We start from the raw sequence: 16,491 nt of genomic DNA on the forward strand, positions 1-16,491 counted from the left end.
TACAGCCTCTTAATACCTCTTTATCCACACTCTTTAGTCTTAAACTCAACTCCTTTCTAATCCTAATATATAATCCTTATATATAAAGAACACCACACCAATCCTATTATAACCCCATAAAAAACCAAAACCGGATTACTACAAACTAAATACCTTATCCTTTACCCTACTTCTATCTTAAAGATTATTAAAGATTAAATGTAGCCCCCCCTTTTTTATGTTATATATTGTAGGTCTGTGTTTATAAAAAGAAATTCCAAACCACACCAAAACGAATGACAAAATCCCGGTATGGATTTCTGGGTGCCGAATAAAAGTTATAACCTGTTATGGAAGAATTAAAATGCTCTAACTTAAAAAATATACGTGTCTGGCGAATTCTTGCATTTAGAAAGAAATCAAGTCTAGGGAAATCTCCAAACTTTCTATTTCTTTGTACATAAAACTCTGCCAGTACCGGATTATATGCATTCATATAATACTTGGTAAAATAGTTAAGTGTGAGTCCTGTTTGTAAATACATAGCTTTTTTAAACACATGGCTGGAGAAATACAAAGTATTACGCGTATTAAACTCCGGAACATTTAAAACAGTATCTTTATCTTTAACGTTTTGATATTCTACGGTAGTATTAAATCCAAACTTCCCAAATTTAATATCTTTTTGCAGCCTTAATCTTAAATAGTTAATTGTGTTATTACTTTGAAAAGCTGCTACCTGATTTGTAGCTTCATCTTCTTTAAAATAAACATAATTACTAATTGTTGAAAAGTCTACAGAAACATCTGCTATTTTTTTAGACACTAATTTAAAACCAACTTGTTGTGTCTCAATATTGCTTAATTTATTCTGCCAATTATAATTTATATATTGACTTTGATACAATAAGGCATTATAATTTGGTGCTTTAGAACTATGATTGATAGTTGCTGTTGCCTTTATATTGTCATTTAACCTGAACCCTGCTGTTCCTTTTATATAGTTACCCTGAAAATCTCCAGTTACATTTATCCCTATATCCCCGTTTAGTTCAAACCCTTTATAATATTTATGGTACTTTCCTCCTACCGAAACCACACTACCTTTTAACCTATTTGATATGATTTGACCATTAAGAGATACTAATCTGTTATAACCATAATTATACCTACTATGACTGGCATTAAATTGTAAATCCCCAATTATACTATTACCATAATTTAATTGAAGTTGATTATATAATGTTTTAAGCGTAACCTTATCATCTAAGTCTCTTGTGGCAAAAGCCGGTCCAAAAATAGCAGTTTGCGCCGTTGTTTGGTTATACTGAAAGTACTTAGTTTCATAAGATACAATATGATTAATATCTAATTTATTTTTAGCAACAGAATCATTAGGTTTAATCAGTTTATAGTTATGCTCAAGATGATAACGCTTCCCTATTAATATGCTTTCTGCATCTTCAAAGTTAACCTCTAAAATAGAACGCTCTAGAAATTCTGGATCTCCGCTTTCAAAATCTTCAACACTTTGATCTTGAAGCCCTCCATTTTCCTGATTCATTAGATCTTGTGTTACTATATGCCCTCTAAGGTTATACCTGTTGTTTTTGGTTTTATAATTTGTGGTAAACCTAAAATTACCTGTACTAGTTAATAAATGCTGATATTTACCTAGTGAACGCAAGCCTTTATAAGCTATAGAAAAATTAAATCCAGGTGCGGTATTTACTGTGAAAAAAGAATCAACTAATTGGCCTTGCTCAAATGCCGTTTTAAAAAATAATTCTGTTAATGGTGTTGGAACCCGATAGTAATTGATGTCTTCAATCTCCATATAATTGAAGTGCCTTGCACGGGCACCAAATATTGGCATCAAACTGGTGTTCTCAAAATTGTACGTTAATGTGTTATAGGTTTGCCCTAAATTTGAGAATGGAATTAAACCAAAATTATCCTTTCGCAAATAATTAAACTTATATTCTTTTTGGATTGTTAAAGTGGTATCCACATAAGTTGTATCATTTTGATGAGAAATAATCAAGTAGTCTTGAATTTTTGCCTTTGGCTCATCTTTTTTTTCCTGATTTGGAATTTTGTCTATACCATTACTTGGTGTCACCTGGGAAATAATGCTATTTGTAAACAACAACAAACAAACCAAAATCACTTTTTGCACCTTAGGCATGTTATTTCCTAGTTTTGATAATAAAGGTATTTTCATATTATATTTAATGACGTCAAACGTTATACTCAACGTTATTTAGCTTCTGTTTTATGAAGCAAAAGTAATTATTTGAACGTAAAGTGTCAGCAAATATTTTAAATAAAGAAAGCCAGCAAAAAAATGCTGGCTTTCTTTCAAAATATTAATTATTCATTTAAAAATAGATGAATGTTAAATATTTATTTTGAGTTAGTCAGTTGCAAACATGCAAATATTATATCTAAAAAACAAAATCCTTTAACAAAAAAAGCAATTATTTAAGAAGATCTACCCAGCTCCAATTATCAAATCGTCAAAATATCACCTATATTTTAATGATTTCTTATTTAAAAACAGCATAAATCAATAATATCAAAACGTCTGCTATTAATTTTTTAATAAAATCACATAAATCACTATGCATACATAATAATTAAGGCTCATTATTATGGATTTATCAATATTTTAGCTTCATGTTATTAAAAAATTATTCAGGCTTTATTTTAGAGTGTGGTACGGACGAAGCTGGCAGGGGTTGTCTTGCTGGCCCTGTCACAGCTGCTGCAGTAATTCTACCTAAAGATTTTAAGAATCTTTTACTAAATGACTCTAAACAGATTAGCGAAAAAAAAAGGTTTTTACTAAAACCCATTATAGAAACAGAAGCTCTAAGTTTTGGCGTGGCTCATATATTTCAGGAAGACATTGATAGTATTAATATTTTAAATGCATCAATTTTGGCAATGCACAAATCAATAACCCAATTAAAACCAAAACCTGAATTCATTATTGTTGATGGAAATAAATTCAAGCCTTATAAAGAGATTCCGTTTGAAACCATTGTAAAAGGAGACAGTAAGTATTTAAGTATTGCTGCGGCTTCTGTTTTAGCAAAAACCTATCGGGATTTATACATGGATAAAATCCATAAAGAATTCCCCATGTATAATTGGAAACAAAACAAAGGCTATCCCACTAAAGAACATAGAGAAGCTATAAGAAAATACGGAATAACTAAATACCATCGAAAATCGTTTAGGTTATTGCCTGAACAGTTAAAGTTAGAGCTTTAAGCTTTTAAGGCACTAAAAAATATATTAGGTTTGTACAAATTAATTCAGTTTATGAAATTTCTTTGTTTCCCTCTCTTGCTTTTATTGTTAATTAGTTGTTCTGATTCTGGAACAAAAAGATCTAAACTTCTGGATTTTGTTCCAAAAAACACTTCTATTATTTTAAAATCTTCAAATGCTGAAAGCTTAAAAAACAGTATTACAAATAGCGGCTTCTTACAAGAGTTTTCAAAATTAGAGTCATATAAAGACCTGCAAAATAAACTGAACGGCTTATCTGTTATAAAACCGGCTAATGATTTTTTAATCTGTTTTTCAAAAGACTCTAAAGACAGTATTCAATATTCCATTATAACAAAGCTATCAAAAGGCCTTTTTAAAACAGACTCGTTATCAAATTATATTGAAGAAAAATTATCCTATCAAAACAAAACAATTACTAAATCTACAATTAACAGCAACACTTTTTATAGTACAGTTATTGATAGTACTTTTATTGCATCGTCGTCTAATCGTATCATAGAAGGGTTCTACAACTACCCGGAAAAAAATACTGAATTAGAAAAGCTGTACAACGCCACTGACAATGACAAAACCTTTTCTGTTATTCTTAAACCTAACAACCCTTTTATTTCATCTTTTTTCAATGAAGATTCTTTATCTCTTGATACCTTTTCTGAGTATTTAGCCCTTGATATCGAGCTCAATCAAAAAGAACTTGCATTTAATGGAATTACAAAGGCTAATGATTCCACCAATAGCCTGATCAATATTTTTAAGAATACCGTTCCCCAAGAAAATCAAATTCAAAATATAGCTCCCTCAAATAGTGATGGGTTCATGAGTTTTACATTTGATAACTTCAAAGTTTTTGAATCTAATTTGTCTAAGTTTAATCGGAAAGATTCTATAACACATAACACCTCTTTATTTAATGACATTGTAGAGGTTGGCGTCATCTATGAAGGTAATAATTCTGCTGTTGTTATAAACTCCATTGATGCTATAGCCACTAACGATGCTCTGACAGGAGAACAAACAACCGTTAGCAATTACAGAGAAATTGATATTTTTAGCTTTAGCCAGCCTGTTTTATTTGCACAAACATTTTCACCTCTTATCACTTTCAATAAAGCCAACTTATATTGTAATTTAGATCATTTTTTTGTGTTTGCTAATTCTATTGAAACGCTTCAAAATATTATTGCTAACTATCAAAATAAAACCTTTTTAGCAAGCAAAAGTTACTTTAAAGCCTCCAAAGAAAATTTAAGTGATGCCTCATCATTATTACAAGTATCAAATACATCTGCTTTAAAATCTATTATAAATAAAAACCTTGAAGGGCAGCCTACTTATAGACTAGATAATTATGATGCTTCAGCCATTCAGTTTATTTATGACAACAACTTTGCACACGTAAATGGTATTATAAAAAAGAATAAAACCAGAGCTACTGTTAACTCGGTATCTGAAGAATTAAATATTAAGTTGGATACGGACCTTTTAAATAATCCACAGCTTGTAAAGAATCATATCACAAAAACGTTAGAAATTGTAGTCCAAGATATCAACAACAACCTGTATTTAATTTCAAACAAAGGCAAAATTCTTTGGAAAAAACAACTTCAAGGGCCTGTTTTAGGAAAAATTGAGCAAATAGATATTTATAAAAATGGAAGGCTCCAACTGGCATTCGCAACACCTAAGCGGGTATACGTTTTAGATAGGAACGGTAAAGAAGTTCGGCCTTTTGCTTTAAAATTTAATGATGTCATTACACAGCCACTCTCGGTCTTTGATTATGACAACCGTAAAAATTACAGGGTATTAGTAACCCAGGGCAAAAGTGTTTTAATGTATGATATCAAAGGGAAGACTGTAAAAGGATTTAAATTCAAATCTGCAAATAATACAATAATAAGCCAGCCAAAACACTTTAGAATTGGAAACAAGGATTATATTTCACTGAAAACCAAAAACAAATTGTTCATTTTGGATAGAACCGGTAAAACAAGGGTAAAACCAAAAGAATCCCACACTTATTCCAATCAACCTGTATTTTTATTCAACAATACGTTCACCACCACTACTCATAGTGGAGATTTAATATCTGTTCATCCCAACGGACGAGTTTCAAAAAGGAGTTTAAATCTTTCTGAAGCGCATTTCCTGGAAACAACAAGTAAAACCTTAGTTGCCCAAAGCGAAAACAAATTATTGATAAAAAGTAAAACTAACGAGCTGGATTTTGGAGAATATTCAAATCCGAAAATCTTTTATATCAATGATAAAATATATGTCTCTACAACAGATTTACAATCTCATAAAGTCTACTTATTTGATAGTCAGTCTAAATTACTCCCTAATTTTCCTGTTTACGGTAATAGTTCTATAGACCTCAATAACATTGATAAAGACAGGAATTTGGAATTCGTAGCTAAAGGAGAAGGCAATGCCGTAATACTTTATCAAATTAATTAGTAATGCATACACTATATAAAGCTTAGTTATTATAAATTTAACATGACATTTTTGTGGGTAATAAACTAATTTTTATCTTTAAGCCAGCTATTAATCAATTTTTTACAAAAAAGATCCCAGGTATAGACCACTCAAACTTAAGACTAACTCTCAATCTATACATATAATTTGATGTAATTATAAATAAGGTTACATCATTGAACAATAATATAAAATCAACCAAAACAAGTCCTCGAATCTCGAGCGTCAAAGTATTAGGCTTTGGCGCTCTTTTTTTACAATAATTCAAGTTATTTTAATAGTATTGCAATCTTATATATTACAGCTATGATCTCAAGAAAAAATGCCTCAATATCCCAATTTATAATTCATAAAGTGGGCAATAAGTTTAATGACACCAAAAATGCTTTCTCAGACAAGACTGTAGATTTTGACGAGGACAGCTATGACCTGATGCTTCCTTTTCTTTTAAGGCCTTTTGGCACAGTAGTACAAAGCTATAGATTTAATCACCATGCCAATATTTCTTTAAATGAAATTAACAGCTATAGTTCGCAACTATTTAATGATGAAGATAATTTTATTGAGGTTTCTAAACATATCGTTACACATTTGTATGAACAATCCAATTCTGCTAATATAAAAACAGGAGATGTTTTAGTGGTTATGTTTGAAGGTATTGAATTTAGAGACATAACAACCAACGCTATTGGTATTTTTAAGATCGAGAATAAAGTAAATTTCTTTCAAACTTATTTGGAAAACAACAGCTATGATGTGTTGGTACAAAAAGGCATCAATGCTAAAAAAGTAGACAAAGGTTGCTTGATTTTAAACCAAAGTGATACTGAGGGCAACATCATTTTAAGTGTAGATAATAATAATTATGATGCTCAATATTGGATCAATCATTTTTTAAATATCAAATATGCCGATGATGCCAATAATCATACCCAGCAATATATAGAACTTTGCAAAGAGTTTTCTACCGAAGTTTTAAAAACCAACTATGGCATGCAAGAGCAAAATAATTTTTTAGCAAAAACCATCGATTTTTTTAAAGACAATGAAGTCGTTAATATAGAACGTTTTAAAGATGAATTGTTTGAAGAGGACAAACATAAAAAAGAATTTGACTCTTATAAGAAAACATTTGAAGGAGAACAAAATCTTGTAATCAGAAATCAGTTTGATGTAGCCGAAGCAGTAGTAACTAAAGAAAAACGAAAAATTAAAACAGATATTAAACTAGACACCAATATTCAAATTAAACTAGATATTGATGCCCCTGATGCTTCAGCAGAATATTTAGAACGCGGTTATGATGACGATAAAAAAATGCATTATTACAAAGTCTTTTTTAATGCTGAAAACTAATACCGTAAACATTCATTTAAAATGATTTATTAAAAAACTGTTATTGTTCTACACAAACAAGATTCATTGTCTTTTTAAACCGTTTTACAAACTCATGGATTTCACTTTCATTGTATGTAGCAAACCCCATCCTAATAGCATTATGCTTAGAATTTGCCATATCATAGCGTTGCCATTCAGAAATAACAAGTTTTTGCTCTAAAGCTTTCTTTGCAACACTATCCCATGAGTATTTCTTATTCAATGTTGCCCAAATTGCCATACCCCCTTTAGGAATTTCAAAAGATAAGTATGCTCCTAATTCTTTTTCCAGCAATTCACAAAATAAGTCACGTCTCGACTTATAAACTTTAAGTACTTTTTTTATATGCCTGTCTAAATTCCCATTTTTTATAAACTTAGCAAACGCCATTTCCAGTACAGCATCTCCCTGCCTATCAACAAACCGTCGTAGTTTAGCACACTCATCAACAAATGCCTTGGGTGCAATTAAGTACCCCACTCTGTAAGCAGGAGCTACAGTTTTACAGAACGACCCTACATATATCACATTTCCGTTTTTATCATGGCTGGCTAAAGGTAATATGGGTGCATGGTTATAATGAAAATCATAATCGTAGTCGTCTTCAAGAACAGCAAACTTATAGGCTTTAGCAAGATTTAACAAATGTATTCTTCGCTCTGCCGATAAGGTAACCGTTGTTGGATGATGGTGGTGAGATGTTGTATAAACCGCCTTTATTTCATAACTCTTACATAGCTTTTCAATATCCTTTGTAACCAAACCATGCTCATCTACGTTTACCCTTAAAAGTTTTGCCCCTGAAAATTCAAACGTGGTATCAGAAGAACTATAATTGGTCGCTCCTATAATTATATAATCTTTATTGGAAAACAGTAATTGTGCTGTTAAATACATACCCATTTGGCTCCCTCTGGTAATCATTATATTGTCTAATGTAATGGCCAGCCCCCGCGTTTCATTTAAATACGTCACAAGAGTTTTTCTCAATGATAAGTCTCCATAGGTTGTTCCATAAGCCAAATGAGGCACTGTACTTTTTTTAGCAATAAGATTTCTATAAATCAGTGCTATTTCATTAACAGGTGCCAATCTGCCATCTGAAATACCATCGTTCACATAAATGTAATCTGTATTAAAACTTTGAGGAAAACTTCTGTTCAGGATAGAATTTCTCTTAAAATCAAATCCAACACTATCCATATTTCCATCCATTACATCAAAATCATCTCCTAATTGTCTTTTCTCCAAAATGGGCAATTTTGAATTTACAAATGTTCCTTTTTTGGGAACGCTTTCTATCCAACCTTGTAAAGTCAACTCGTCATATGAGGCAACTACAGTTTTTCTATGTAATCCAATTAATTCAGAAAGTGTTCTACTTCCCGGAAGCTTTGTAGTGGGTGCGAGTTTTCCGTTTTTTATTAAGTCAATAAATTGATTTGTTAACTGAATATAAAGGGGCTGTTTGCTTTTTCTATTTAAACTAATAATAGTTTTATAGGGAATCATAACTGGACTATTTAAAAAATGAATTCTGGACGAAATAAACCATCCATAAAACTAGTAATTTTGATTTATTAAATTTCAAAAGTTATGAAAGAATTTCAAAAATCAGAGCTAAACAAGGTTATCCGTGGTGTCAATAGAGCAACTTACAACATAGATACCGTAAGCAGTATTTTAGACGCCGGATTTATAGGTTTTATAAGTTATACTTATCAGAGTAAAGCCATTACAATTCCTATGGCATATGGCAGGATGGGCAATAAAATTTATTTACATGGTTCTAAAAAAAACAGAATGTTATTGACTTTATTGCAAAATAAAGCAGCAAGTATAACTATAATGCATCTGGATGGTTTGGTTTTAGCCCGCTCCGGATTTCATCATTCTGTAAATTACAGGTCGGCAACACTATTTGGAACATTATCTCAACTTGAAGATCCTATTAAAAAAGAAGAAGCCTTAAAATGTATTGTAGACCAAATGATCCCAAAGCGCTGGGAGAAACTTAGGCCAATGACTGAGAAAGAATTCAATAGTACACTGGTTGTTGAAATGGTTATAGAAACTGCTTCTGCTAAAGTTAGAGATGAAGGAGCTATTGATGAAAAAAACGATATGAACTTACCCATTTGGGCTGGTGTTATCCCTATAAAACAGGTTGCTGAATTTCCTGAAAGTGATACATTCTTATCTGAAAATATTAAAATTCCCAAACATGTTTTAAACTATTATCAAACCCATAAAGCACAATAGATATTTACGCTCTTTTTAGTGAAAAATCAGGGATTAAATGTGGTTACCATGTTTGAGATTTGCTATTTAGATCTTTTATTAATTTAGTCTTATTACTTTTGCTAAAGTTTTAAAATTAGCCAAAAGATCAGATAATAAGCCATTCAAATGAAAATTGACCGCTTTGTACTCGCTATTATAGCGACCATTACTATTGCTTATTTTTTTCCGTATTGGGGAAGTAAAGACAGTACGGTTCCTTTAGATTTAATTGGCAGTATAGGCGTATCTCTGATTTTCTTCTTTTATGGACTAAAATTAAGCCCCGATAAAATAAAAGATGGCTTAAAAAACTGGAGGCTTCATGTTTTGGTACAGTCTTCTACTTTTTTGATTTTCCCATTAATAGTATTGGGTTTTAAACCCTTCTTCTTATCAGAAGAAGGCCTTACTTTATGGCTTCCTTTTTTATTTCTTGCTGCATTACCTTCAACGGTATCTTCATCTGTTGTTATGGTATCTATAGCTAAAGGCAACATACCAGCAGCCATTTTTAATGCCAGTATATCCGGGCTTATTGGTATTGCCATTACACCTTTATGGATGGAGCTCTTTATACCGCCAACAGCAGGCAATTTTGACTTAGGTGCTATTTATATCAAGTTGATTATTGAAATCCTGGTTCCGGTAATGCTCGGTATAGCACTACAGCGCTACTGGGGAAAATTTACAAATAAGTATAAAAGTCAGCTTACCCTTTTTGATAAATCCATTATACTATTAATCATATACAAAAGCTTTGCTGAATCTTTTGAAGACAACGTATTCAGTTCAGTAAGTATTTTTGATTTATTTCTTATTTCCGGAATTATTATCGGACTTTTTTACAGCGTTTACTTTTTAACCGGATTGATCTCAAACATGCTTAATTTTAATACCGAAGACCGTATCACTGCACAGTTCTGTGGCACAAAAAAGTCTTTGGTTCACGGTACCGTATTTTCTAAAATTTTGTTCCCTTCCTCTTTTCCTATTGGTTTGATATTACTTCCTTTAATGCTTTTTCATGCCATGCAGATATTTATTATCAGCATTATAGCATCAAAACGAGGAAGGCGTCAGACTATTTCCTGATTTTTTAAAATCACTTCTAAACAAACTCAGCTTCAAAAAGCTTTTTAAAATGCGTCAATAGTTTTTCTTTCACCTCTGCCTCATTAATTTCTTTTTCGCCTAACTCTACATTTAAGGACGTTACTGCTTTCCCTCGAATCCCACAGGGAATAATGTTATCAAAATAACCCAGATCAGCATTTACATTTAGAGCAAAACCGTGCATGGTTACCCAGCGACTTGCACGAACGCCCATAGCGCAAATTTTTCTTGCGAAAGGTGTTCCTACATCTAACCAAACCCCTGTTTCTCCTTCGCTACGCTCAGCTTTTAATCCGTACTCTTCCAATGTAAGAATAATCATTTCCTCTAAAAGACGAAGATATTTATGGATATCTGTGAAAAAGTTTTCCAAATCTAAAATTGGATAGCCCACTATTTGTCCGGGACCATGATAGGTAATATCACCTCCTCTGTTTATTTTATAAAACGTTGCACCTTTATTAGCAAGCTGTTTTTCATTTAAAAGCAAATTTGACAAATCGCCACTTTTACCTAAGGTATATACATGCGGATGTTCTACAAACAAGAAATAGTTGTTAGTCTTTAAATCTGCATCTTCTCGTCTGTTCTTAACTTTAGTATCTACAATACCTTTAAACAGCCCCTCTTGATAATCCCAGGTTTGCTTATAATCTTTATATCCTAAATCTTGCAGTTCTACTATCCTATTCATAGGCTGCAAAATTACAATATTTTTATGGTTTAATTCTTAGGGTTATTAAGTATAACTAATGCAGCAATAACCCCAGGTACCCAGCCACAAAGCCATAATAAGAAAACAATAATAATAGAGCCACAACCTTTATCAATAACTGCTAAAGGTGGACAAATAATAGATAGTAAAACTCTCCAGAAACTCATGTGTTGATTTATATTAATTGATGATTAATTATAGGACGTTAAAGTTTTTAGTTTGTTACATTTTATAATGGCGTTTTAAAATATCCGTATCCTTCAAGTCCGCCCTGGATAAACCTAAAAGCCTGGCCCCAGTTTCCAAGGTGGATTCGAGAGGAAACTAAGCCAAAAAATCACAATTCAATGATAGAAAAAAGGAAATCAAATGATTATCTTTGTGCCTTTAAAATTTTCACATCATTTTTATAGTATGTCACAATTATCTGAACAAGAACTTGTAAGAAGAGAAAAGTTAGTAAAATTACGTGAGTTAGGGGTTAATCCCTATCCAGCAGACCTATATCCTGTAGACCACACTTCAAAACAGGTTAAAGATGCTTTTGAAGAAGGTAAACAGGTTACTATAGCCGGACGGTTAATGATGATAAAGGTTCAGGGAAAAGCTAGTTTTGCTCAATTACAAGATGCTGAAGGAAAAGTTCAGATATACTTTAACAGAGATGAGATCTGCCCTGGTGAAGACAAATCAAAATACAATGACATCTTTAAAAAACTATTGGATTTTGGAGATTTTATAGGTGTTGAGGGCGAATTATTCACGACTAAAGTTAGTGAAAAAACTGTAAAAGTCAAAGATTTTACACTTCTAAGTAAAGCTTTAAAACCTTTGCCATTACCTAAAGAAAAAGACGGTGTTATTTATGATGCTTTTACTGACCCAGAGCAACGTTACAGACAACGTTACGCTGATTTAGTAGTAAACCCACAAGTAAAAGAAGTATTTGTTAAACGTACTAAATTGTTTAATGCCATGCGTCAGTTTTTTAACGACGCTGGATATTTTGAAGTGGAAACCCCCGTATTACAACCTATCCCGGGTGGAGCCGCGGCCCGTCCGTTTATCACACATCACAATGCTTTAGATGTCCCCTTATATATGCGTATTGCCAACGAGCTTTATTTAAAAAGACTTATAGTTGGTGGTTTTGATGGCGTTTATGAGTTTTCTAAAAACTTTAGAAATGAAGGCATGGACAGAACACATAATCCGGAGTTTACCGCTATGGAAATTTATGTAGCTTATAAAGACTACAACTGGATGATGAATTTTTGCGAACGCTTATTAGAGCATTGTGCTATTGCTGTAAATGGCACAACCAAAGTAAAGTTTGGCGAGCATGATATAGATTTTAAAGCACCTTATGCCAGAGTAACTATGGCCGATTCTATAAAGCATTTTACCGGTTTCGATATTACCGGAAAAACTGAAGATGAGATTAGACAAGCTGCTAAAGATCTAGGGGTTGAAGTTGATGAAACTATGGGTAAAGGAAAGCTTATTGATGAAATCTTTGGAGAAAAATGTGAGGGTAACTATATTCAACCAACTTATATTACAGATTACCCTAAAGAAATGAGTCCGTTATGTAAAGAACACCGGGATAACCCTGAACTGACAGAACGCTTTGAACTTATGGTTTGCGGTAAAGAAATTGCTAATGCTTACTCTGAACTTAATGACCCTATTGATCAACGTGAACGTTTTGAGCATCAATTAAAACTTGCCGCTAAAGGTGATGACGAGGCAACGGAGTTTATTGATCATGATTTTTTGCGTGCACTGGAATACGGTATGCCTCCAACTTCCGGTATGGGAATTGGTATGGACAGATTGATTATGTTTTTAACTAATAATCAATCCATTCAAGAAGTACTATTCTTTCCTCAAATGAGACCAGAAAAAAAGGCTATAGCCGTTAGTGAAGAGGCAAAAGTTCTTTTAGACACCTTAAAAAAAGCTGAAAGACTGCCTTTAGCAGACTTAAAAGCACAATCAGGATTATCTAATAAAAAATGGGATAAGTCTATTAAGGAGTTGACTAAAAATAATCTTGCTAAAGTAGAAAAGACTGATGACGGATTATTTGTTGAGGTTGTCTAAAACTCTGAAATAATTATAAATTAAAAAAGCCGGTAATAAAATTATTTCCGGCTTTTAACTAACTAACAAACTAAACTAAACTTAATTTACAAACTCATAATTTTCAAATTAAAAGTGTATTTTATCTTGACTATTATATGTTTTAAACAATTATAGTACAAAGAGACATAATTATTTCTAATTACTAAATTAATTTAGATTTGTTTAACAGTAGTTTTTTTGACTTTAAACATTCTTTAAGATATTAACGCCTTGTTTGTTAAATTTTTAAGAAACCCAATTTTACAAAGGCATTTTTTATTCAACTAACAACATCTCACCTGATGATAATTAATCCTTATTACAGGAATTGTTACAATTGATTTTAATATGAAACCTTTGACTTTTTATTTTTATCTAAAAAAAATTTAATCGGTCATTAAACCATACAACATTTTTAATATCTAATATTTCCTATACTATTAGTTTAGTGACTATATTTACTGTTTAAAATACATTAAAACACCCCATGATAAAAAAAATTTTATTTGGCTTCAGTATCATCGTATTTCTATCATTTACGTTTACCAATAATTTTAGAGAATTGGTATTTGAAAAATTAGAGAAGTACACTAATAGCTTTCCTGAAAAAATTTATGTTCAAACGGACAAGCCCTATTACTCCATAGGTGACGATTTATGGTATACTGCCTACCTTGTTAATGGTGTTACTCATCAAAGATCCCAAAAGAGTCGTATAGTTTATGTAGAGTTGATTGATGAGCAAGATAGCATCATAGCTAAAAAACAGCTTTTCACTAATGATTTAAGTGTTGCGGGAGATTTCAAAATAAAAAAGAACTTTAAAGAAGGCCATTATCTCCTAAGAGCATATACCAACTATATGCGGAATAATGATAGTGATTATTTCTTTCAAAAGGAGATTCCAATATGGAACCTAACCGAATCAGATGATACTACAGAAAAGATAATTGCCACACCTAAAGTCAATACTGAAAATAACCAGAGATTAGCTTCCAGGCCTAAGATTAATTTTTATCCAGAGAGCGGGAATCTGATAAATGGATTATTTTGTAAAGTTGCTATTAGTGCTAAAGACAATAAAGACAATAACATTGACATACAAGGATATATCAAAGATTCTGACAACAATGTTATAAGCAGCTTTAAAACTTTTGATTATGGTTTAGGGCTAATTACTTTAAACCCGGAAGTAAACAAATCTTACTTTGCCAGTGTCATTATAAATGATGAAGAGCTTAAATACCCATTACCAAAAGCTCTATCAAACGGCCATAATTTAAATGTTGCAAATTATGGCAACCAAATTATTATTAATGTATCGTCAAATGACCCTATTGGACTAAAAAACAGTTTTTTAGTAGGCCATCTGAGAGGGGATTTAATTTTTGAAAAATTAGAGACTGAGAATATTGACACGTATACCATAAAGCTTAACACAAAGCTATTACCTGATGGTGTTGCAAATTTTACATTATTCAATAGTAGCGGAAAGCCGGTTTGCGAACGATTGGTTTTTGTAGACAGCCCGGACAATGATGTTGCTGTAAATGTTAGCATGGACAAAACATTGCCAAAGACAAGAGAAAAAGTAACCATGCAGTTAGATTTAAAAGATGAAGAAGGGAATGCATTATCAGGAAACTTATCAATGTCTATAACTGATATTGATGTTGTTGCCCAAAGCACAAAAAGCGAAAATATTAAAACATACCTTTTGTTGAATTCTGATTTAAGAGGTTCAATTGAAAACCCGGGTTACTTTTTTGAAAAAAATGACGACCCTAAAAAACGCTACCTTTTAGACCTTATTATGCTTACCAATGGGTGGAGAAGGTTTACATGGACCAATTTATTAGATACTAATACCGAACAAAAAGACAAGTTTCAACCAGAAACAGGTTTATATATTTCAGGGTATACCAAAGCATTGAAAGGTGATAAGGAAAGAATATCTACAGCTACAAGGATTACCTTTATGGGTAAACCACCTTACCAGGACAAAAAACAATCTGACCAAAATGGTGCCTTTAAATATGGACCTTTTGTATTTAGTGATTCAATACCTACGCTAATTGAAGCACGCACAAAAAGTTTTAAATCTGATAACGAAAGAAAGAACAGGTTTGTTTCAATTTTTCTGGATGAACCGCTTTATGACAGTCCAAAAGTTATCAGAAATAAAATTTTTAAACCTTTTTTAGATGACGACAGCTCTAAAATTACAAACTTTATAAATCAAGCTAAAAAGATTGCTGCCATTGACTCATTGTATTTAGAACAAGCAACATTGCTTGATGAAGTTGTTATTACAGCCAGAAAAAAGGCAGAAGAAGAAAAAAGAAGAGAAGAATTAAATCAAAGAACAAATTATGGTAGCCCTAGTAACAGGGTAGATATGGCTGATTTTGATGACCAAAGGCACTTATCCATTTTTGATTTTCTTAATATGCTTCCCGGTGTAACGGCATATAATGATTCTATTTCAATAAGAAATCAAGGTACGCCTAGAATTGTTGTTGATGGTATACCGGTTGAATTAAGTGAAATTACATATATGACAGGAAATGAAATTGATTTTATTGACGTTTTAAAAGGGGCTGATGCAGCAGCATTTAGTAATGCCGGAAATGGTGTAGTTGCTATTTATACCAGAACAGGTGACTTTAACAGGAACATTAATGTAAAACGCAAACCCGGTATTATTGATTTTACAGCTACAGGTTTTTATACTGCTAGAGAGTTTTATGCCCCTGATCATATTAATGGGTTTGATGAAGCCCTTAAACAAGATATTAGAACAACACTACATTGGGAGCCTAAAATAGTATTAACAGATGACGCCTCCCGGGCAGAGGTTTCTTTCTTTACCAGTGATGCCAGAAGCATTTACGGAATTAAGATTGAAGGTATTACAGATACAGGAATACCTGTTTATCATTTAACTACACTTGAGGTAGATTAAAGGCCCATTCTATAAAAATTTTGAAAATATGGCATAAAGCCTGGTACTCATTTTAAAGCCTCACCATCTCTCAATAGTGAGGCTTTGGGTTAACTAACCATCAAAACAATCTCTTTAATTGTTCTTGTTTTGATCACAATCATATGT

11 protein-coding genes are annotated in these 16,491 nt (G+C 32.1%); 7 read left to right on the plus strand and 4 right to left on the minus strand.

What is annotated here, in order from left to right; all coding sequences use genetic code 11:
* Positions 1–241 precede the first annotated feature (241 nt).
* Positions 242–2,203, minus strand: a complete 1,962-nt coding sequence (locus tag VOI54_RS00005) for a putative porin (protein ID WP_326280641.1) — start codon at positions 2,201–2,203, stop codon at positions 242–244.
* 455 nt (positions 2,204–2,658) lie between these two features.
* Between VOI54_RS00005 and rnhB the strand changes: the two genes are divergently transcribed.
* The 3 genes from rnhB to VOI54_RS00020 all read left to right on the plus strand — a co-directional run bounded on the left by rnhB (position 2,659) and on the right by VOI54_RS00020 (position 7,119).
* Positions 2,659–3,258: a ribonuclease HII gene (rnhB, locus tag VOI54_RS00010; RefSeq protein WP_326280642.1), complete on the plus strand. Its 600-nt coding sequence runs from the start codon at positions 2,659–2,661 to the stop codon at positions 3,256–3,258.
* Between the two features lie 51 nt (positions 3,259–3,309).
* On the plus strand, positions 3,310–5,742 hold the full coding sequence (locus tag VOI54_RS00015; protein WP_326280643.1) for a ribonuclease HII: 2,433 nt from the start codon (positions 3,310–3,312) through the stop codon (positions 5,740–5,742).
* A 327-nt stretch (positions 5,743–6,069) separates the two neighbouring features.
* Entirely contained in the window at positions 6,070–7,119 is a 1,050-nt protein-coding gene (locus VOI54_RS00020) for a nucleoid-associated protein (protein ID WP_326280644.1), read from the plus strand.
* 40 nt (positions 7,120–7,159) lie between these two features.
* On the opposite strand, the gene pdxR is transcribed toward VOI54_RS00020, so the two are convergent.
* Positions 7,160–8,653 carry a MocR-like pyridoxine biosynthesis transcription factor PdxR gene (gene pdxR, locus VOI54_RS00025; protein ID WP_326280645.1) on the minus strand — a complete coding sequence of 498 codons (1,494 nt, stop codon included), beginning with the start codon at positions 8,651–8,653 and terminating at the stop codon, positions 7,160–7,162.
* Positions 8,654–8,737: 84 nt separating this feature from the next.
* On the opposite strand from pdxR, the gene VOI54_RS00030 reads away from it, so the two are divergent.
* On the plus strand, positions 8,738–9,403 hold the full coding sequence (locus VOI54_RS00030) for a pyridoxamine 5'-phosphate oxidase family protein (protein WP_326280646.1): 666 nt from the start codon (positions 8,738–8,740) through the stop codon (positions 9,401–9,403).
* 147 nt (positions 9,404–9,550) lie between these two features.
* Positions 9,551–10,516, plus strand: coding sequence for a bile acid:sodium symporter family protein (locus VOI54_RS00035; RefSeq protein ID WP_326280647.1), 966 nt, complete (start codon positions 9,551–9,553; stop codon positions 10,514–10,516).
* A 16-nt stretch (positions 10,517–10,532) separates the two neighbouring features.
* On the opposite strand, the gene lipB is transcribed toward VOI54_RS00035, so the two are convergent.
* Both lipB and VOI54_RS00045 read right to left on the minus strand, forming a co-directional pair.
* A complete protein-coding gene (gene lipB / locus VOI54_RS00040) occupies positions 10,533–11,231 on the minus strand; it encodes a lipoyl(octanoyl) transferase LipB (protein WP_326280648.1) in 699 nt (232 codons plus the stop codon).
* 29 nt (positions 11,232–11,260) lie between these two features.
* Complete coding sequence (locus VOI54_RS00045; protein ID WP_019388284.1) at positions 11,261–11,419, minus strand: YqaE/Pmp3 family membrane protein; 159 nt, start codon at positions 11,417–11,419, stop codon at positions 11,261–11,263.
* A gap of 247 nt (positions 11,420–11,666) precedes the next feature.
* On the opposite strand from VOI54_RS00045, the gene lysS reads away from it, so the two are divergent.
* Positions 11,667–13,358: a lysine--tRNA ligase gene (gene lysS / locus VOI54_RS00050; protein WP_326280649.1), complete on the plus strand. Its 1,692-nt coding sequence runs from the start codon at positions 11,667–11,669 to the stop codon at positions 13,356–13,358.
* A 508-nt stretch (positions 13,359–13,866) separates the two neighbouring features.
* Complete coding sequence (locus tag VOI54_RS00055; protein ID WP_326280650.1) at positions 13,867–16,344, plus strand: TonB-dependent receptor plug domain-containing protein; 2,478 nt, start codon at positions 13,867–13,869, stop codon at positions 16,342–16,344.
* Positions 16,345–16,491 lie beyond the last annotated feature (147 nt).

Origin of the sequence: Alterotamlana spongicola, from assembly GCF_035818475.1 — a bacterium.
Lineage (GTDB): Bacteria > Bacteroidota > Bacteroidia > Flavobacteriales > Flavobacteriaceae > Cognatitamlana.